The sequence below is a fragment of the Devosia litorisediminis genome (assembly GCF_018334155.1).
GTDB lineage: Bacteria > Pseudomonadota > Alphaproteobacteria > Rhizobiales > Devosiaceae > Devosia > Devosia litorisediminis.
Map to the genome: position 1 here is coordinate 1,861,503 of NZ_JAGXTP010000001.1, position 18,607 is coordinate 1,880,109.

General features: G+C 61.8%; 20 protein-coding genes. 13 read left to right on the plus strand and 7 right to left on the minus strand.

All coding sequences use genetic code 11. From position 1 onward, the window contains the following. Positions 1-11 precede the first annotated feature (11 nt). Genes KD146_RS08920 through hemP form a run of 6 tightly spaced genes read right to left on the minus strand, consistent with a single transcriptional unit; the run spans position 12 to position 4,487 of the window. Positions 12-437: a hypothetical protein gene (locus KD146_RS08920; protein ID WP_212658329.1), complete on the minus strand. Its 426-nt coding sequence runs from the start codon at positions 435-437 to the stop codon at positions 12-14. After that, positions 437-1,261, minus strand: coding sequence for a heme ABC transporter ATP-binding protein (locus KD146_RS08925; protein ID WP_212659168.1), 825 nt, complete (start codon positions 1,259-1,261; stop codon positions 437-439). Before KD146_RS08925 ends, KD146_RS08920 begins: the two co-directional genes overlap by 1 nt. Before the next feature lie 4 nt (positions 1,262-1,265). Beyond that, positions 1,266-2,357, minus strand: a complete 1,092-nt coding sequence (locus KD146_RS08930; protein ID WP_427857066.1) for a FecCD family ABC transporter permease — start codon at positions 2,355-2,357, stop codon at positions 1,266-1,268. Between the two features lie 5 nt (positions 2,358-2,362). After that, the gene (locus KD146_RS08935; protein WP_212658330.1) at positions 2,363-3,232 is read right to left on the minus strand and encodes a heme/hemin ABC transporter substrate-binding protein; all 870 of its coding nucleotides are present in this window, start codon (positions 3,230-3,232) and stop codon (positions 2,363-2,365) included. A gap of 7 nt (positions 3,233-3,239) precedes the next feature. Further along, positions 3,240-4,304: a hemin-degrading factor gene (locus KD146_RS08940; protein ID WP_212658331.1), complete on the minus strand. Its 1,065-nt coding sequence runs from the start codon at positions 4,302-4,304 to the stop codon at positions 3,240-3,242. A gap of 3 nt (positions 4,305-4,307) precedes the next feature. Beyond that, complete coding sequence (gene hemP, locus KD146_RS18480) at positions 4,308-4,487, minus strand: hemin uptake protein HemP (RefSeq protein ID WP_212658332.1); 180 nt, start codon at positions 4,485-4,487, stop codon at positions 4,308-4,310. 195 nt (positions 4,488-4,682) lie between these two features. On the opposite strand from hemP, the gene KD146_RS08950 reads away from it, so the two are divergent. Then, a complete protein-coding gene (locus tag KD146_RS08950; protein WP_249327626.1) occupies positions 4,683-6,773 on the plus strand; it encodes a TonB-dependent receptor domain-containing protein in 2,091 nt (696 codons plus the stop codon). Between the two features lie 60 nt (positions 6,774-6,833). Here the strand turns inward: KD146_RS08950 and KD146_RS08955 are convergent, their stop codons facing one another. Further along, entirely contained in the window at positions 6,834-7,568 is a 735-nt protein-coding gene (locus KD146_RS08955; RefSeq protein WP_212658333.1) for a GntR family transcriptional regulator, read from the minus strand. Between the two features lie 171 nt (positions 7,569-7,739). Between KD146_RS08955 and KD146_RS08960 the strand changes: the two genes are divergently transcribed. The 12 genes from KD146_RS08960 to KD146_RS09015 all read left to right on the plus strand — a co-directional run bounded on the left by KD146_RS08960 (position 7,740) and on the right by KD146_RS09015 (position 18,549). Continuing rightward, positions 7,740-8,588: a fumarylacetoacetate hydrolase family protein gene (locus tag KD146_RS08960; RefSeq protein ID WP_212658334.1), complete on the plus strand. Its 849-nt coding sequence runs from the start codon at positions 7,740-7,742 to the stop codon at positions 8,586-8,588. Positions 8,589-8,739: 151 nt separating this feature from the next. Then, entirely contained in the window at positions 8,740-9,645 is a 906-nt protein-coding gene (locus tag KD146_RS08965) for a VOC family protein (RefSeq protein WP_212658335.1), read from the plus strand. Between the two features lie 35 nt (positions 9,646-9,680). Next, positions 9,681-10,253, plus strand: a complete 573-nt coding sequence (locus KD146_RS08970) for an NADPH-dependent FMN reductase (protein ID WP_212658336.1) — start codon at positions 9,681-9,683, stop codon at positions 10,251-10,253. Between the two features lie 42 nt (positions 10,254-10,295). Continuing rightward, entirely contained in the window at positions 10,296-11,183 is an 888-nt protein-coding gene (locus tag KD146_RS08975) for an alpha/beta hydrolase (RefSeq protein WP_212658337.1), read from the plus strand. Then, positions 11,183-12,220: an Ldh family oxidoreductase gene (locus KD146_RS08980; protein WP_212658338.1), complete on the plus strand. Its 1,038-nt coding sequence runs from the start codon at positions 11,183-11,185 to the stop codon at positions 12,218-12,220. Before KD146_RS08975 ends, KD146_RS08980 begins: the two co-directional genes overlap by 1 nt. Positions 12,221-12,252: 32 nt before the next feature. Next, positions 12,253-12,717, plus strand: coding sequence for a tripartite tricarboxylate transporter TctB family protein (locus KD146_RS08985; protein WP_212658339.1), 465 nt, complete (start codon positions 12,253-12,255; stop codon positions 12,715-12,717). A gap of 4 nt (positions 12,718-12,721) precedes the next feature. Further along, complete coding sequence (locus KD146_RS08990; RefSeq protein WP_212658340.1) at positions 12,722-14,212, plus strand: tripartite tricarboxylate transporter permease; 1,491 nt, start codon at positions 12,722-12,724, stop codon at positions 14,210-14,212. A gap of 76 nt (positions 14,213-14,288) precedes the next feature. Further along, a complete protein-coding gene (locus KD146_RS08995) occupies positions 14,289-15,251 on the plus strand; it encodes a Bug family tripartite tricarboxylate transporter substrate binding protein (RefSeq protein ID WP_212658341.1) in 963 nt (320 codons plus the stop codon). A 75-nt stretch (positions 15,252-15,326) separates the two neighbouring features. Continuing rightward, positions 15,327-15,728 carry a YciI family protein gene (locus tag KD146_RS09000; protein ID WP_212658342.1) on the plus strand — a complete coding sequence of 134 codons (402 nt, stop codon included), beginning with the start codon at positions 15,327-15,329 and terminating at the stop codon, positions 15,726-15,728. Positions 15,729-15,755: 27 nt separating this feature from the next. Then, positions 15,756-16,085 carry an NIPSNAP family protein gene (locus tag KD146_RS09005; RefSeq protein WP_212658343.1) on the plus strand — a complete coding sequence of 110 codons (330 nt, stop codon included), beginning with the start codon at positions 15,756-15,758 and terminating at the stop codon, positions 16,083-16,085. Positions 16,086-16,127: 42 nt separating this feature from the next. After that, complete coding sequence (locus KD146_RS09010) at positions 16,128-17,339, plus strand: acyl-CoA dehydrogenase (RefSeq protein ID WP_212658344.1); 1,212 nt, start codon at positions 16,128-16,130, stop codon at positions 17,337-17,339. Between the two features lie 28 nt (positions 17,340-17,367). Beyond that, entirely contained in the window at positions 17,368-18,549 is a 1,182-nt protein-coding gene (locus KD146_RS09015; RefSeq protein WP_212658345.1) for a CaiB/BaiF CoA transferase family protein, read from the plus strand. The last annotated feature ends 58 nt before the right edge of the window (positions 18,550-18,607 follow it).

Genomic DNA, 18,607 nt, shown 5'->3' on the forward strand with positions numbered 1-18,607 from the left:
GGTGTTTTGCCTCAGATGCCAAAGGTGATGTCGGGCCGGCTGGTCGTAACGAGCCCGGCAAGGCACGCGGTGGCAGCAATGGCCTGCCCTTCACAGGCGGCAATATCGTTGATCAGCAGCCGGCCAATCGCGGTGCATGGCAGATCCGCCAGTTCGAACTGCAGCACCTTGGTCTTGCCCTGGGTCAGGCCCTTAAAGTCGAGCGTGACGATACGGTCAATGGCACCATCAGTGGTGAAGAAGGCCACTTCCACCGCGGCCCGATCAATTGTGCCGTCCAGACCATTGGTGGCCAGAAAACTCACCCGGCAGGCGGTGTCACTGGCCTGCAGCGCATTGAGTTCGAGCGTCAACGCGGCTGGTGGCGGCGTTTGCTGCGCGTGTGCTGGTACGAGGGTGAGCGCGCCAATCAGGCAGGTGTAAAACAGTCGGATCATCAGGCAACCTTGCTGGAAAGAGTCTGCTCGCCCGCGCGCTGCACGGACTGCGGCAAAACGAAGGGGGCAGCGTGTGGGGGCAGCGCACCGACCCGCATGGGACAATCGAATACCGCGGCGATCAGATCGTCACGCAGCACCGCGGCGGGGTCGCCCATCCCCGCCACCCGGCCATCACGCAGCGCCACGATCTTGTCGGCATACATGGCCGCCAAATTGAGATCGTGCAGGATAGCAATGACGCCGCCGCCGGCATTGGCGAACTGGCGTGCCACATCCATGATCATCAGCTGGTGCTTGATATCCAGGCTCGAGACCGGCTCATCGAGAAACAGGTAGCGCGGCTCGCCGTCGAGCACGGGTTTCCAGACCTGGCAGATGACCCGCGCCAGTTGCACGCGCTGCTGTTCGCCGCCAGAAAGCTCGCCATAGAAGCGGCCGCCAAAGCCGGCGAGATCAACGCGCTGCAAGGCATCATCGGGCAGATGGCGCAGGCCGGGCAAGGCGATGCCGGGGCGACCTGCCGTCAGCCCCATGGCGACCACTTCGCGCACGGTGTAGGGGAACGGCAGATTGCTCGATTGCGGCAGCACCGCGCGCAGGGTGGCTGCGGTGGCCAGCGACATGCAGGCCATGTCACGGCCATTGATCGTGATCGAGCCACCATAGGCGTGATCGCGGCACAGCGCCTTGACCAGGGTGGATTTTCCCGACCCATTGGGGCCGATCACCACCGTGAGCTGGCCGGGCCGTGCGGTGAAGCTGACATCCTCGAGGATGCGCCGGGGGCCGATATCGACAGAAATCTTGTTGACGGAAATCATCATGTCACCAGGCAAAGGCGGCGCGTTTGCGCAGCAGGATCCACAGGAAGAACGGGCCACCGACGGCCGCGGTGACGATGCCGATGGGCAACTCGGCCGGGGCCACGATGACGCGACTGACCGCATCGGCCAGCAACAGGAACGAAGCACCCAGCAGCGCGGTGGCGGGCAGCAGATAGCGGTGGTCGGGCCCGATCACGAGGCGCAGCAGATGCGGCACGACGATGCCGACAAAGCCGATGCCACCGCTGACCGCGACAGAAGCGCCGGTGGCGGCGGCAACCGTCACCACCACAACCCGCTTGAAACGCTGGACCGGAATGCCGAGATGGCCCGCTGTCGCCTCGCCCAGCGTCAGGGCATTGAGGCCCTTGGCGAGGAAAGCAGAAACCGCGAGCGCGGCAATGATGATCGGGCCAGAGGCCATGATCTTGGTCCAGTTGGCACCCGAGAGCGAACCGAGACCCCAGAAGGTGAGGTCGCGCAGCTGGCTGTCGGTGGCGATGTAGACCATCACCCCCGTCACCGCGCCAGCCAGCGCGCCAAGGGCGATACCGGCCAGCAGCATGGTGGCAATGGCGGTCTGCCCGCTGCGCGTGGCCACGCGATAGAGGATGAAGGTGGTGACAAGGCCACCGACAAATGACGCCAGTTGCAGGGTATAGATGCCCAGAAATGCGGTCAGCGGCGCCAGGGCGGTGGTGCCCAGCACAATAATGCTGACAGCACCGAGCCCTGCCCCGGCCGACACGCCGACCAGTCCGGGATCGGCGAGCGGGTTGCGGAACAGACCCTGCATGAGCAGGCCGGATACCGCCAGTGCGGCGCCGATCAGCATGCCGAGCAACATGCGCGGCAGGCGGATATTGTAGATCACCGCATAGTCGCGCACGGCCTGGGTCTGGCTGTCGGGCACCTGGCCGAACCAGGCGCCGATGACGTTCAGGGTGGAGGCCCCGGAGGCGCCCGTGGTCATGGAAATGACCATGGCGACCAGCAAGAGCCCGATCAGCGCCAGAACCGTGATGCGGCCCAGACTGCTGCGATCACCCGCGGGCGCATGCGCCGCAACCTGCGCAAAAGACACTATTGCCACCTGCGCTACTCGCCGTAGAGCGCGTCGACGAGATCGGTAACGGCCTGCGGCGCGCGGGGACCAAAGCCCAGCAGATAGGAGCCTTCAAGCCGGATGATGGCATGATCGCGCCCGGCGGGCGTCAGGGCGATGGCCGGATTGCCGAACAGATCGGCATCAATGGCGCTATGGTCTTCGCCGCGCTCCATCATCAGGATGACGTCGGGCGCCGCGGCGATGATCGCCTCTTCGGTCAGCGCCTTGTAGCCGGGATATTCGGTGATGGCGTTGAGGGCCCCGGCCAGCTCGATAATGCCATTGGCGGCGGTATCGGTACCCGAGGCCTGGATCTTGCCCCCTTCGACCGAGAGCACGAACAGCACGCGCTTGCGGTCGGTCAGATCGGCGGTACGGGCCTGAACGGCCTTGAGCGCTGCGTCCAGTTCGCTGGCGAGTGCCTCCGCCTTGTCGGTAACATCAAGGGCCTGCCCCACGGCACGCACCTTGGTCAGGATTCCTTCGGCGCTGAAGCTCTCTGGCACTGTCTGGTATTCAACCCCGGCATCGACCAGCACTTCGAGCGCCTCGGGCGGGCCACTGCCTTCAACCACCAGCAAGGCGGTGGGGCCAACCGACAGCACGCCCTCGGGCGCCAGGCGTCGCATGTAGCCGACATCGGGGAGTGCGGCGGCGGCGGCAGGATAAAGCGCGGTCTGATCGCGGGCGACCAGACGATCCTCTTCACCCAGCGCGTAGATGATTTCGGTCAGCGAGCCGCCAATGGAAACCAGCCGGGAGCTGTCTTGAAACGCGTGCAGATCCTGGGCGGCTGTGGGCAGCACGAGCGTGGCGAGAGTGGCAGCAATGATGCCGGTATGGCGGAAAGACAAGGTCATGAAAATCTCACGCAGCGTTGGATTGATCAAAAAGCGGCAGGGCTTCTACGATGGCGCGCCAGCCAGCCCGTTCATCGTGACCCTCCTGGCGTTTGCCGAAGAACTGAATGATGAGTTCGCGGTCGGCGTCATAAACTTCCACCGAGCTCACGTGACCATCCGAGGTGGGCTTGCGCACGGCCCAGACCGAGGCAATCTGGTCGAGGCGCAGGTGCAGATGGAAGGTGTCGTCCATCACGTTGAGCCAGGGGCCCATGGTCTTGATGGTCTTGACCGGGCCTGAGTGGATCTGGATGCAGCCGGGATTGCCGACAAAAGCCATGATGGGCAATTCTGCAGCGACCGAAGCGTCAAACATGGATGCCACAGAAGCATGGTCGAGCTGGAAGGCGTAGTCATCCCCCACCATTTCGAGCGCATCGAGACGCGGCAGGTTGAGCGCCTGAAGCAGGCCGAAGAACTGATGGGTATCAGTCATGGCCGACCACCGCTCGCGCAGCTCGGCGAGGCTGCCCGGCTCGCCCTTGGGCTCAGGCGTCTGGGGGGCTGCCAGCGAGATCGCATCGTCCTGCTCGGCATGGCGCAGCTTGTCGATCAGTTCGTTCCAGGCATCCGTATTGGTGTCGGGGCGCGCATGCACCTTGTGGATGGCCATGCCCTGGGGGTCAAAGAACTGCAGTGAGCGCCGCACTGCGCCCGCCTCGCCTGCCTTTTCGACCGCAAATCCGAAGGCCCAGCGCGACGGGAAGACACGCAGGTCGATCTGCTCACCGAGAACCATGGACGCGCGCGCGCCGATCACCACTTTTTCGACGGGCCCGATCTTTTCGTGCACGGCGCTTTCGTTGCGGGTCAAGGCCATGACCTCGCCACAGGCCTGCAGCCCGTTGAGCAAAGTATCGACATCCGGGCGCAGGCGAATGGCAGTGGTGCCCACCTGGGCTGCCACCAGTTCGGCCTCGGAAATGGCGTGAATGCGGGCGAAATCACGCTCGCGCATCTCAGGATGTCGGGCACGCAGCTCACGAATTTGCGCTGGGGATTTGACGGCAGGCAGTTGGGTCATTGTCATGGCCTATTTGGTCAGAATGAGTTTGTCCTGGCGGGTGATCCGCAGGCGATAGGGCGCGCCGTTGTGCAGCACGACGATCTCGTCATCGCCGCCAAACAACTCGGCGGTCGTGAAAATGCGGTGCCCCTGCCCTTCAGATTCGGCGGGTTCGGCACGGAGTGGCTGGGCGGTTCTTGTCGTCACAAATGTCTCGTCAACTCGGGTCTGCGGTGTCCGGGACAGGGTGTCGCGGGGGCTCACTATTTGTTGACTCTATTACTCATGTTATCTAGAGGAGGCAATAGGTGATTGTTCAAGTCATATTAAAAAAGACACATTCCCCTGCAGCCAGCCAACAGCCAGCCAATCCAAAAAACACTAGAATTCTGGAGAATACGAATGGGGCTGGTCAGGTCACAGGCGACTGCACTGATGTGCGGCGCAGCATTGGGCGTGGTGGGAATGCAGGCGGTTGCCGCGCAGTCCGTCGGCGTGAATACGACGAACATCACAATTCTGGAGCGGCTGGTCATCGGTGCCGGCGCACCCAAGATCGCGATCGACACGCCGCAGGCTGTGACGGTGGTCAATCAGGACGATATCGACGCCGCCCAGGCTACCAGCATTGGCGATGTGCTGGACACCGTGCCGGGCGTCACCCTGATCGGCTCCGAGCGCGTGCTGGGTGAATCGTTCAACATTCGCGGCATCGGGACAGCTGAGACCTCGGGCGATGAAGCGCGCATCGTGGTCAATGTTGACGGTGCCAAGAAGTTCTATGAGCAGTACCGTATGGGCTCTTTCTTCTCGGACCCCGAGTTGTACAAGCAGGTCGAAGTACTGCGTGGCCCTGCCTCGTCAACGCTGTACGGTTCAGGCGCCCTGGGCGGGGTGATCAACTTCACCACCAAGGATGCCTCGGACTTCATCGGCTATGACAAGACCGGCGCGGCGCGGCTCAAGACGCAATACAGCTCCAACGGCAATGGTACGCTGGTGTCAGGCATACTGGCGCAGCAGATCAGTGACACGTTTGAAGTTCTGGCAGCAGGCAATTGGCGGCGCGCCGATGAGATCACGCTGGCCAATGGTGAAGCGCTGTCAGGGTCAGACTTCCAGTCACTGTCCGGGCTGATCAAGGGGACCGCGCATTTCGGCGACAATGACGAACAGGTACTGCGCCTGTCCTATCAGCGTTGGAGCAGCGATGCCGAAGATCAGGCCTATGCCCAGACCGGCACCTCGGCCATGTTCGGCAATGTCGATCGCAAGGTGCTCGACCAGACGGCCGTGCTGGCCTACGAAAACGCCGATAGCGACAATCCATGGGTCGATCTGAAGGTCAATCTGTCGTTCTCGGACACGACCGTGTCGCAGAGCAATTCAGCAACCCTTCTGGGCGCCATTGGCGATGCTGATTACGGCTATCGCACCTGGCAGGCCAATATCGAGAACACCTCGGAATTCGATACCGGCGCCTGGGTGCACTACCTGACCTATGGCGTGCAGGGCTCGTTTCAGGAGCGGACCGCCAATTCCACGCGCGGCGGCGGAACCGCGGGTATCACCACCCATCCCGAAGGTCAGGAAAAGCGGCTCGGGCTGTTTGTGCAGGATGAAGCCATCTATGACGAGCGGCTGACCCTGATCGCCGGCGTGCGTGGCGACTTCGCGTTCCAGACGCCCAAGCGCACCACGCAGGGGGAATACGACATCAATGATTTCGCGGTCTCGCCCAAGCTGGCGGCGCTCTATGATATCAATGACAATGTCTCGGTATTTGGTTCTGTCGCCCATACCCAGCGCATGCCGACACTGGACGAGCGCTACCAGTATTCCACCACGGGCCGCACGCCGGGCAAGAGCCCGAGCCTGAACCTGAAAAAGGAAAGCTCGAACTCGTTTGAGGCCGGTTTTGCCCTGTCGGGCTATGAGCTGGTGCAGGATGGGGATCAGGCCAGCGTCAAGATCACGGGCTTTTACAGCGATCTGACGGACATGATCGAGTCATCGCCAGCTGTTGCGGGCAACACCTATTATCGCAATATCGGTGAAGCCACGATCTATGGCGTGGAAGTTGAAGGCGCCTATGAATCCGAGCGTCTGTTCGGTCGCGTGGCCTATAGCGCCACCGTGGGCACGGACGACACCACGGGCGATGCCCTCACCTCGATCCCGGCTCACAAGCTGGCGGTGACGGTCGGCGGCCGTGAGCCTGAGTTCGGGCTTGAATATGGTGTCAAAGCGGTTTTCGCCGCGGCTACCGAAACCGGTGTGACCCCAGCAAGCGGCAGCGACAAGAGCACGCCGGGCTATATGAGCTTTGATCTGTTCTCGTCATGGAAGCCGACATCGGGCGTGCTGGCCGGCACGGAGGTTCGCGCCTCGATCGACAATGTGCTGAACGCCGATTACCGCGACAACCAGACACCGGACCGCTCTTCGGGCCGCACGTTCAAGTTGTCGCTGTCCAAGCAGTTCGACTGGTAATCTGCCGCCAGAAAAAGAGCCCTCGCTGCATGCGGGGGCTCACATGCCTGTAAGCTTCGACTAGAGGTTTTTCAGGCCAGCCTTGGTCGTATCGCGGATATGATCCTCAATCAGCTGGGTGGCCTTGGCGACATCGCGCGCAACGACCGCCTGCATGATCAGACCATGTTCCTTGAACTTGGTCTTGCCCATGCCTTCGGGCTGCATCTTGGCCAGGAACCGATAGCGATCAAGCTGATCGAACATCATGGTGCGCAGGCGAAACAACCAGCGCCCCTGACAGGCAGCCACCAGTGACTCATGGAATTCGCGATGGCGCTGCACCCATTCGGTGTGTCGCTCCATGCGCTGTGACCAGGGCAGGCTTTCAATGATGCTCAGCCGGTGATGGGCCGCCACGATCTGGCTTTCCCACACGTCGTCACCATGGGCAATTGAATCGGCCAGAGCCCGCTTTTCGAGATCCACATAATAGTCCGTGACCTCGATGAGTTCCTCGCGCGATACCTGGGCGACCTTGAAGCCCTTGCCGACCTCAACGGTAACGAAACCCTCCGATACCAGTTGCGAAAGTGCCTCGCGCAAGGTGCCAATGCCGACCTCATAGCGCTTGGTCAGATCAGCGAATTTGAGCTTTGAATCCGGCAAAAAGACATTGCTGACAATGTCATCGCGCAAACGCGCCACAATATCGCGTCCGGCGGATGGCTCGATCCGCTGAGTTTCACGACGTCCGGCTCTTTTGAGATCCTCGGTCAGGGCTATTCCCCTTAGCTCTGGCTGCAAACGGTCCACCTGAATAAGTCATATTTTCGAAACTTTCAACGTCAATCAGATTTTCGAAAACCACGAAGGGTACGGGTTTTGCGGGCCGCTCTGGAAAAATCCGAGCAAACTCATCGACATGGGTTTCACTTCACGCCCATTCCATTATAGCTTTATTTTCGAAACATTTGAGGATTTCGAATGCGCTACCTTTCCTTTGTCCACGACGGCATCTCCTCCTGGGGCATGCTGGGGGAATCCGGCATTGTCGATCTGGGACAGCATCTGGGCGCGCAGTTCCCCGATTTACGCAGCTACATCGCTGCTGGGTATCCGGATGCCGCGTCGCTGGCCGCTCTGCCCGCAGCGGTTGCACTGGAAACGGTGACACTGGCGCCGGTCATCCCCAATCCCGACAAGATCGTGATGGCGGCGCTCAACTATTATGAACCGGGTCAGGATCGTGACGACAAGCCCGATTATCCCGTGCTGTTCCTGCGGCTGCCCGCTTCCCAGATTGGCCATGGCGCCCCCCTGATCCAGCCACGGTCTTCGCAGAAGCTGGATTATGAGGGCGAACTGGCGGTGATCATCGGCAAGGGCGGACGCCATATTGCCCGCGAAGAGGCGCAGTCTCATGTGGCGGGCTACGCCATCTACAATGATGGCAGCGTACGCGACTGGCAGCGCCACAGCCACCAGTTCACGCCGGGCAAGAATTTTGTCGGCACGGGCGCCTTCGGGCCATGGATGGTAAGCAGCGACGCCTTGTCGCTGCCGCCCGATGGGCTGTCGCTGGTGACCCGCGTCAATGGCGTGGAAAAGCAGCGCACAGACACATCGCGCATGATCTTCGACGTGCCCTATCTGATTTCCTACATCTCCACATTCACCCCGCTGGAGCCTGGCGACGTCATCGTGACCGGCACCTGCAAGGGCTTTGGCGCCACGCGCACGCCACAGGAATTCCTTACCCCCGGCGATCTGGTGGAAGTCGAGATCGACGGACTTGGCCTGCTCGCCAATCGCGTGGCTGTAGAGGTCTCGTAGGGCACAAACAGGCCACACCAGCAGCCCGCAAAGTCGCCCGAAACGACGCCCTTCTTTCAATCATGGGCAAAGTTTCGAAAATAATTGCGAGTGTGGAATGTGTATGTTACACCGCTTCAAGAATTCGAGTTTGCGCCACCGGGAGGGTGTTTTGAGCTATCTGGTAAATGCAATTGGCCATATCCAGCTGAACGTAACGGTTATGGATGAGCTGGTTAGCGAAGCGACCGACATCCTCGGCCTGCACGTCACCCGCCGCACTGACAACCAGACATGGTTGTCGTCCAATGGCCGACAGGCCGAACTGGTGCTGCACAAGGCGGCCGAAAATTCGGTCCGTTCCATCGGCTTTGAAGCTGTCTCGACCGATGCAGTCGCCGAAGCGGCCAGCCGCGTGGCAGATGCCGGTTGCCGACTAATTTCGGAAAAGCCAACTCTGGATTGCTGTGCTGCGGGCATCGTGTTCGTGACGCCGCAGGGCCACACTTTCGAGATCCACACCCCGATTGCCGACAAGATCTATGATCGCCGCCACTATAGCGCCGGCGTGGGCGCTGTGCGGCTTGACCATATCAACCTGACCTCGCCAGAACCTGCCGAGACCCGCACGCAGCTTGAGCAGATCATGGGCCTGCGCCTGACCGAGAAGATGGTCGATGACAGCCTGAGCTGGATGCGCGGCGGCAATCAGCTGCACCACATTCTGGGCATTGTTCGCGGCCCTACCGGCGTACACCACTACTCGTTCGAACTGGCTGAATTTGGCGATTACTGCCGTCTGGGTGATCGTCTGGATACCGTCGGCAAGGAGTTCATCTGGGGTCCGGGGCGTCACCGTCCGGGTGACAATACCTATGCCTATTACATCGACGCCTGCGGCGCGATGGTCGAGCTCGCCAGCGGCATGGCCATGGTAGCGGACGACGACAATTACGAGCCCAATATCATTACCGCGCTCAAGCGCCCGGAAAATGTCCGCGTGATGAATGTGTGGGGCACACCGGCCCCCGCGCCCTGGCTTGCCCACAGCTTCCCCTACGCCAAGCCTGCTGCCTGACCGCGGCGCGCCCCACTATTGTTGAAGGAATACCGATGCCAACACTTGGCGTATTAGAAGGATCACTGCGCAAGGCGTCGCTATCGCGCGCTGTCGCCCGTTCGGCGACTGATCTGGCGCCCGAAGGGCTCGACGTCGTGCTGATGCCCAATCCGGGCACCCTGCCCCTGTTCAATCAGGACGTGCTTGACGAAGGCATGCCAGCCGCCGTTTCGGCGCTGGCCGATGCATTGGCAGGCATTGATGCCCTGCTCATCGTGACACCGGAATATAACTGGTCGATCCCGGGTGGCCTGAAGAATGCGATCGACTGGGTCTCCCGCCTCAAGCCCAATCCGCTTGAAGGCATGCCCGTGGCAATCTGGAGCGTTTCGCCCGGCATTCTGGGCGGTGCACGCGTGCATGAAAGCCTGCGCCACGTTCTGCACTCGCAGGACATGGTCATCATGGCCAAGCCCGAAGTGCAGGTCGCGGGGGCCAGGAGCAAGGTCCACGTGGCCGCAGGCACCGTCACTGATCAGGTGACGCGCGATTTCCTGAGCGCCCACCTCACACGCCTGAACGCCATTATTCAGGTCGCAACGCAAAAGGATGCGGCAATTGCCTAGTCAAACTCCGGCTCACTCGCACGCCACCGGAAAGGAAATGCCATGGAATACCCACTGAGTTTCATGTCAGACGGCCTCAAGCTGTCGGGCGTGTTGCACGTTCCGGCAGGGCGCAAGCCGGGCCAGAAACTGCCAACCTTCATCGTGCTGCACGGCTTTGTGGGCACCAAGGACAAGTCGCATGTCGAACTTGTCGCGCGGATGATCGAGGATATGGGCTATTGTGCGTTCCGCATCGATTTCCGCGGTTGCGGCGAGAGCGAAGGCGCGCGTGGCGAGGTTCGCTGCTTTGACCAGGTTGCCGATACCAAGAATGCCCTGACCTTCATCGCCGAGCGCGAAGAGGTTGATGCCGAACGGATTGGCGTGACCGGGCACAGCTTTGGTGCTGCCGTGGCCATCTTTGCCGGCGGCATCGACGAACGCATTGCAGCGGTGGTTTCGTTCTGCGGCTGGGGTGATGGCGAGCGCAAGTTCCGCGGTCAGCATCCAACGCCCGAAGCGTGGGCGCGCTTTACCGACATTCTCGATCGCGGCCGCAAGCAGAAGGAAGAGACGGGCGAAAGCCTGTGGGTCTCGCGCTTCGATGTGGTGCCGATTCCCGAAGAGCTGCGCGCCAACCTGTCGCCCAAGGCGCAGTTTGAAGTGCCCGTGGAAACCGCGCTGAGCATGTACTCCTTCCGGGCCGACGATGTTGTCGCCAATATCGCGCCGCGCCCGCTGCTGCTGTTCCATACCGCCAATGACGTGATCACCCCGATGGAGCAGTCGATCCGGCTGTTCGAAAAGGCCGGCAAGAATGCCGAACTGATGATCCCGACCGGTGTATCGCACTTCCCGCTATCGGATGAAGACGCGCCCCACACCCGCTCGCTGGTGCAGGCATGGCTCGACAAGCACTTCCCCACGCCACTGGCAAAGGGTGCCTGATGAGCTGCTATAGCCCCCAGGATCTTGAACACTTTGCGGCGGCTCTGCTGTCGGCGGGCGGGTTTGCCCCCGGCCATGCCGAGCAGACCGCCAAGGTGCTGGTCTGGGCCAATGCCCGCGGTGCGGATTCGCACGGCGTGCTCCGCATTCCGCGCTATCTCGAAATGGTGCAGCAGGGGATCATCAACCCCGTCGCTGAGCCGCTGGTAATCCAGCGTGACGGCGCGACCGCCATTCTTGAAGCGGGCAATGCACCCGGCGCCAGCGCCATGGTGGCGGCGATGACCCAGGCGGTCGAAATCGCTTCGGGTCTGGGCATTGGCTGGTGCTCGGCGCGCAATATCACTCATGCCGGCGCGGTCGGTTATTATGCCCTCGAAGCCGCACAGCGCGGCTATGTGGGCATTGTGATGACCGCATCGGGCCCCTTGATGGCCTATCACGGCGCCAAGGTTTCGGGAGTGTCGACCAATCCGCTGACCATTGCGGCGCCCTCGGGCGGCGATCCGCTGCTGCTCGACATGTCCACATCGACCGCTGCGCTGGGCAAGATCATGCTGGCCAAGGATGCCGGTACATCAATACCCGACAATTGGGGCCTGGACGATCAGGGCCTTGCCACCGAAGACCCCGCCAGCGTCAAAACGCTGACGCCACTGGGCGGGCCGAAAGGCTCGGGTCTGTCGCTGATGATCGAGGTTCTTTCGAGCATTCTGGTGGCCAATCCGGTGATCGCTGCGGCGCTTGAAGGCGGCACGGCGCGGATGAACGGGCTGGCCCTGGCGATCAAGGTTTCGGCCTTTGGCGACGGCGCAGCCTTCCGCAATGAAATTGACCGGCTGGCAACCAATCTGCGCCAGTTGCCTCGCGCTGCGGGCGTTGATGCCATTCTGATGCCCGGTGAACGCGGCTTCAGGACGGCACAGCAGCGCCAGCGCGACGGCATTCGTCTGGCTGCAGGAACCCACAAACGCCTGACTGCCCTCGCTGAGCAACTTGGGGTCGCGGCACCGCGCCCTCTCGAGGACGCTTCATAGCCACGGGCAAATTCTCTGGGAGGAGAAATACGTTGCAGGACACCGATCGGCCCACAATATCACTCTGGCGCCGCCTTATCAGCGGCGCCACAGTGATCGTATTCGGCGCCGCCATGCTGGGCATATCCTGGTCCTATCCGACCGGCAGTGTCAGCCAGATGGGCCCAGGCTTCATGCCTCATGTCATCGCCATCGGGCTGATGATCATGGGGGCCGCGGTCCTGCTGGCCGATCTGCGCGACACCGGCCTGAGCAAGGGCGCCCCGCCCCACTGGCGGGCACTGATCCTGATCTCCGCCTCGGTGATTGTCTTTGGTGCGGTGATCACGCGCGGCGGCCTGGTGCCAGCCATGTTCGGTGCCGTTCTCATCTCCACGCAGGCCAATAGCCGCACGTCCATTTTGGGCACGCTGGTCTATTCAGTCGTGGTTACGTTGTGTGGCTGGCTGCTGTTCATTGTGGCACTTGGCCTGCCGATCTCGGCATTTGGGAGATAGGGCGATGGCTGAACAATTCTTCATGGGCCTGTCGATCGTGCTGCAGCCAGAAGTGCTGATGTACGCGTTTTTCGGTGTGCTGCTCGGACAGGTGATCGGCGTGTTGCCCGGCGTCGGTGCGATTACCGCCATTTCCCTGCTGCTGCCGGTGACGTTCTATCTGGACGCGACCACCTCGGTGATCCTGCTGGCCGGCATCTACTACGGGTCGCAATATGGTGGGGCCATCGCCTCGATCCTGCTCAACCTGCCGGGTACCCCTTCTTCGGTGGTGACCTGCATTGAGGGCTATCCGCTGGCCCAACGTGGCCGGGCCGGCTTTGCCCTGCTCACCACGGCGATCTCATCGTTTCTGGGCAGCATGTTCGGTGTTGCCGTTGTGGTGCTGGCCGCCATTCCCATGGCTGCCCTGGCGCTGCAGTTTGGCGCGCCTGAATACACCATGCTGGTAGCGCTTGGTCTGGTTGCTGCGTCACTGATCAGCTCGGGCTCGCATCTGCGTGCCTTCGCCATGGCCATTCTGGGCATCGCGCTGGGCATGGTGGGCTCCGATATCAATACCGGCCAGTACCGTTTCGTGTTCGTGCCGGATCTAGCCGATGGCATTAGCCTGGTATCGCTGGCGATGGGCCTGTTCGGCCTTTCCGAGATCATCCGCAATGCCAGCAAGACCGAGCCACCCAAGCCGCATATCAATCTGACGCTGCGCGACATCTTCCCCAACCGTGCCGAAATGCGCGAGATGGCTGCCCCCATTCTGCGCGGATCGGGCGTTGGCGCCTTTTTCGGCGCCCTGCCCGGCACGGGTGCCGCGATCTCCTCGTTCATGGCCTATGCGCTGGAGCGCCGCGTTTCAAAGACGCCAGAGAAGTTCGGCACGGGGCACTTGCCCGGCCTGGCGGCGCCCGAAGCCTCCAACAACGCTGCTGCACAGACCAGCTTCATCCCGACCCTGACCCTGGGTATTCCCGGTGATGCGGTGATGGCGCTGATCATTGGCGCACTGATCCTGAACGGTGTTGTTCCCGGCCCCCGCATGATCGTGGACGAGCCAACCCTGTTCTGGGGCGTGATCGCCAGCTTCTTTGTCGGCAACATCATCCTGCTGCTGATCAATGTGCCGCTGGTCGGCATCTGGGTCCGCCTGCTCAGCATCCCCTATTACCGGCTGTACCCGGTCATCGTGCTGCTGATCTGCGTGGGTGTCTATTCGCTGCGCAGCAGTGTCATCGACGTCGCGCTGACGCTGGTGTTCGGCCTGATGGGTTACGTCATGAAGCAGTTCCGCTTCGAACCTGCTCCAGTGCTGCTCGGCTTCGTTCTGGGCCCCATGCTGGAAGAGAACTTCCGGCGCAGCATGCTGCTCTATAGCGGCGATTTCAGCATCTTCGTGACGCGCCCGATCAGCGGTGTGCTGGTTGCGTGTGCCGTCGCCCTCATCGGTTTTACCGTCTTCTCGAGCATCAAGGCACGCAGAAAGCCGAACCATTCGTGAAGACATTCCGGCCTTTCATCGGTCTGAGGCCAGTCGCAATATCACCAAGACCGTCCACAATTGGGAGAGGACTAACATGTTCAAAAAACTGGTAATGGCTGCGCCAATCTTGGCGATGATGGCAGGTACTGCCTTCGCACAGGATGATTATCCATCACGCTCGATCCGGTTCATCATCGGCTTCGGCGCGGGCGGCAATGCCGACACCGTGGCCCGTATCATCGGCGAAGACATGTCCAAGACGCTGGGTCAGCCTGTCGTGGTTGAATCCAAGCCAGGTGCAGGCGGCAATGTCGCCTCGGACTTTGTGTCCAAGGCCGAGCCCGACGGCTACACCATCCAGCTGATGGTTGGCGGTCACGCCGTGTCCGCGGCGCTCTACAATGAGCAGCCATTTGATCCGATCGAAGACTTCACCTTCGTGTCGACCATTGGCCAGTTCCCGTTCTTTGTGGCGGCGCGCGCTGGTGCATTTGACTCGATCGAAGACCTGATCGCCCAGGCCAAGGCCGCACCCGGTACGCTCAAGATTGGTCACTCCGGTGTGGGCTCGACACAGCATCTGACCGGCGAGCTGATGGATATGGAAACCGGCGCCGACTTCATCCACATCCCCTATAAGGGCGGTGCGGCTGCTGCGACTGCCCTGCTGGGCGGCGAAGTTGATGTCGTGATCGATACCGGCACCGTGGTTGCACCACAGGCTGAAGGCGGCGAGTTCGACCTGCTGGCCGTGTCGTCCAAGGATCCATGGCCAACAATGTCGGATGTGCCATCGCTGTCCAACACTGTCGCACCGGGCCTGGACATCGTGTCGTGGACTGGCGTGGGCATGCCTGCCGGCGTTGACCCCGCGATTGTCGAAAAGGTTCGCAGCGCCGTGCATGCAGCTCTGGCCAATCCCGAAGTTGCTGACCGCATCGTGGCTCTGGGCGCATTCCCCAAGCCAAACTCGGGCGAAGAAATGCGCGGCATGATCGAACACCAGATCGCTGTGTGGACTGCCGTTGTTGATGCTGCAGGCATCGAGAAGAACTAAGAGAAAACAGGGGATCGGCCGTTTCGGCCGGTCCCTTTCACACGCCCGGGGTTACCCCAATTGGAGCCTGAACCCATGATCGAGAAGACCCCGGATGAACTGACCGCCGCCATGCTCCGCCAGGAGCTGTTTGTGGTCACCACCACCCCGGCCCGCTCGCCGCAGATCCAAGCCATGCTGCCCGAACACCTGGACTATCAGGTGCAACTGGAGCGCGAAGGCAAGCTGTTCGGCGCCGGCCCCCTGTTTCAGCAGAATTCGGACGTGCCCTATGCCGGCATGATCATCCTGCGCGCCGCCACTATCGACGAGGCGCGCGCCATCGCCAATGCCGACCCATTCCACAAGGCGGGACTGCGCAGCTACACGATCAACAAATGGCTGCTCAATGAGGGTAGCATGACGGTCACGGTTCGCTATTCGGACCGCAGCGCCGTGATCGCGCGGACCGCCCACGACACCAGCGGCCAGCCTTGAGCGGCGCGACCATACCAGGAGTTTGTCATGATCTATGAAATGCGCGTCTATCACTGTGTTCCCGGCCATTTGCCGACACTGCTTAAGCGGTTTGAAGACACCACGCTGGGTGTGTGGGAACGCATGGGCATTCGCCCCGCCGGGTTTTTCACAACCGTTGTGGGGGAGTCCAATCAGGATTTGACCTACTTTCTGGCATGGGAATCGCTCGAAGAGCGCGAGCGCGTCTGGGGGGCTTTCACCAAGGACCCTGAATGGGTCGCCGCCCGCGCTGCCCATATCGAAAAATACGGCGAAGTCGTCGCCAAGGTGTCCAACCAGTTCATGGCACCGACGGCCTTTTCGACCGTCAAATAGCCCCCCTAGCCGAACCTGAATTTCCAAGAGCGAGCCGGTCTCATGAACGCATCCACCAAATCTTCTGCACCCGCCGCGGCTGGCTTTGACTGGGCCGATCCCTTTCTGCTCGAAGATCAGTTGAGCACGGCTGAGCGCGCTGTGCGCGACCATGCGCGGGACTTTGCGACCAATGAGCTGTTGCCGGTGGCTGACCAGGCCTATCTCGACGAAGTCACCGATCGCGATCTGCTGCACCGCATGGGCCAGGCTGGTCTGTTCGGCCTGAGCCTGCCCAAGGAATATGGCGGCGCGGGCGAGAACTACGTCTCCTATGGGCTGGCAGCGCGCGAGTTCGAACGCGTCGATTCCGGCTATCGCACCATTATGAGCGTGCAGTCTTCGCTGGTGATGTACCCCATCCATGCCTATGGCTCCGAAGAGCAGCGGCAGAAATACCTGCCCAAGCTGGCAGCGGGCGAGTGGATGGGCAGCTTTGGCCTGACCGAGCCTGAAGCCGGCTCGGACCCAGGTGGTATGACTACCCATGCGATCAAGACGGCCGACGGCTATCGCCTGAACGGTATCAAGCGCTGGATTGGTAACGCGCCGATTGCCGATGTGTTCGTGATCTGGGCCAAGTCGGAAGCCCATGACGGCAAGGTGCGTGGCTTTATTCTGGACCGCGGCCTGAAAGGACTGTCGACGCCCAAGATCGAAGGCAAGCTGAGCATGCGCACCTCGATCACCGGCGAGGTGATCATGGAGAATGTCGAGGTCTCCGAGGATGCCTTGCTGCCCAATACATCAGGACTGGGCGGCCCGTTTGGCTGTCTGAACCGGGCGCGCTATGGCATTGCCTGGGGCGTGATGGGTGCCGCCGAGGATTGCTGGATGCGCGCTCGCCAGTACGGACTGGATCGCAAGCAGTTCAACAAGCCGCTGGCGGGCACGCAGTTGTTCCAGAAAAAGCTTGCCGACATGCAGACCGAGATCGCCCTTGGCCTGCAGGCGGCGCTGCGCGTCGGTCGGCTGTTCGACGAAGACAAGATGGCGCCCGAAATGCTCTCGATCATCAAGCGCAACAATTGCGGCAAGGCGCTCGAAATCGCCCGCATCGCCCGCGACATGCATGGCGGCAACGGCATCCTGGCGGGCAACCATGTGATGCGCCACGCGCAAAATCTGGAAAGCGTGAACACCTATGAGGGCACCCATGATGTCCACGCCCTGATCCTGGGTCGCGCCCAGACAGGCCTGCAGGCCTTTTTCTAGGCGCCTATCAATATCTGACGTCGTGGAGATGCCCGTGAGCGCCCCTGATCAACTTCCCCCTCTGGCCGGCCTGCGTGTCGTGGAACTGGCGCGCATTCTCGCCGGCCCATGGCTGGGCCAGACACTGGCCGATCTGGGTGCCGAGGTGATCAAGATCGAAAGCCCGGAGGGCGACGACACCCGGAGTTGGGGCCCGCCGTTCATGGACCGTGATGATGGCAAGGGCGGCACCGAACGCGTGGCGGCCTATTTTCAGGCGGCCAATCGCGGCAAGACTTCGGTGGTGTGCGACCTGACCAAGGCTGGCGATCTGGCGCGGCTCAAGGCGCTGATCGCTGAAGCCGATGTGGTGATCGAGAATTTCAAGGTTGGCGGTCTGGCCAAGTATGGCCTCGATTACGCGAGCGTGTCGCAGAGCAATCCGCGGCTGGTCTATGCCTCGATCACCGGCTTTGGCCAGAATGGCCCCCGCGCCGCCCAGCCCGGCTATGATTTTCTGATCCAGGGCATGTCGGGCATCATGGATCTGACCGGCGAGCCGGACGGCGAACCGCAAAAGGTCGGGGTGGCCTGGGTCGATATCTTCACCGGGCTTTATGGCGTAATCGGTGTGCAGGCAGCGCTGGCCGAGCGTGCACGCTCGGGCAAGGGGCAGCATATCGATCTGGCGCTGCTCGATACCGCCGTTGCGGTGCTGGCCAATCAGGCCATGAACTACATGATCGGGGGCGAGGTGCCGCATCGGCTGGGCAATGCGCATCCCAATATCGTGCCCTATCAGGTGTTCCCCGCTTCGGTCGGCCACCTGATCATCGCCTGCGGCAATGACCGGCAGTTTGTCGGCCTGTGCGGCGCGCTTGGCGTGGCCGAACTGAGCCAGGACGCCGAGTATGCGACCAATCCGGCGCGCGTGGCCAACCGTGTCGCGCTGACGGCCCTGCTCGATGCCCGCACCAGACAACGCAGCCGCGCCGACCTGATTGCCGCGCTGGGTGTTGCCGGTGTGCCGTGCGGGCCAATCAATACCGTGGCAGATGCGCTGGACGACCCGCAATTGCAGGCGCGCGAGCTGGCCATTGCGCCACAGGGCGTACCCGGCCTGCGCAGCCCGCTGAAATTCTCGCGCAGCCCGCTGGCACTGGAGCATTCTGCCCCAACGCTGGGCGCCAGCGACATGCCGGTGTGGTCAAAGCGTGATGATCCGGCCTGAGCCATCGCGGCGAATGTGATCACGTGCGGGTTTGACGCGCGCGAAAGCTTCGATCAAA

Excerpts from the sequence above, each read along its gene's own strand:
- KD146_RS08975 (WP_212658337.1), top strand. The coding sequence starts at position 10,296 with ATGGAATACCCACTGAGTTTCATGTCAGACGGCCTCAAGCTGTCGGGC.
- KD146_RS08920 (WP_212658329.1), bottom strand. The coding sequence starts at position 437 with ATGATCCGACTGTTTTACACCTGCCTGATTGGCGCGCTCACCCTCGTA.
- KD146_RS08990 (WP_212658340.1), top strand. The coding sequence starts at position 12,722 with ATGGCTGAACAATTCTTCATGGGCCTGTCGATCGTGCTGCAGCCAGAA.
- KD146_RS08925 (WP_212659168.1), bottom strand. The coding sequence starts at position 1,261 with ATGATTTCCGTCAACAAGATTTCTGTCGATATCGGCCCCCGGCGCATC.
- KD146_RS08970 (WP_212658336.1), top strand. The coding sequence starts at position 9,681 with ATGCCAACACTTGGCGTATTAGAAGGATCACTGCGCAAGGCGTCGCTA.
- KD146_RS08950 (WP_249327626.1), top strand. The coding sequence starts at position 4,683 with ATGGGGCTGGTCAGGTCACAGGCGACTGCACTGATGTGCGGCGCAGCA.
- KD146_RS08935 (WP_212658330.1), bottom strand. The coding sequence starts at position 3,232 with ATGACCTTGTCTTTCCGCCATACCGGCATCATTGCTGCCACTCTCGCC.
- KD146_RS09010 (WP_212658344.1), top strand. The coding sequence starts at position 16,128 with ATGAACGCATCCACCAAATCTTCTGCACCCGCCGCGGCTGGCTTTGAC.
- KD146_RS08960 (WP_212658334.1), top strand. The coding sequence starts at position 7,740 with ATGCGCTACCTTTCCTTTGTCCACGACGGCATCTCCTCCTGGGGCATG.
- KD146_RS08980 (WP_212658338.1), top strand. The coding sequence starts at position 11,183 with ATGAGCTGCTATAGCCCCCAGGATCTTGAACACTTTGCGGCGGCTCTG.
- KD146_RS09005 (WP_212658343.1), top strand. The coding sequence starts at position 15,756 with ATGATCTATGAAATGCGCGTCTATCACTGTGTTCCCGGCCATTTGCCG.
- KD146_RS09000 (WP_212658342.1), top strand. The coding sequence starts at position 15,327 with ATGATCGAGAAGACCCCGGATGAACTGACCGCCGCCATGCTCCGCCAG.
- KD146_RS08995 (WP_212658341.1), top strand. The coding sequence starts at position 14,289 with ATGTTCAAAAAACTGGTAATGGCTGCGCCAATCTTGGCGATGATGGCA.
- KD146_RS08940 (WP_212658331.1), bottom strand. The coding sequence starts at position 4,304 with ATGACAATGACCCAACTGCCTGCCGTCAAATCCCCAGCGCAAATTCGT.
- KD146_RS09015 (WP_212658345.1), top strand. The coding sequence starts at position 17,368 with ATGCCCGTGAGCGCCCCTGATCAACTTCCCCCTCTGGCCGGCCTGCGT.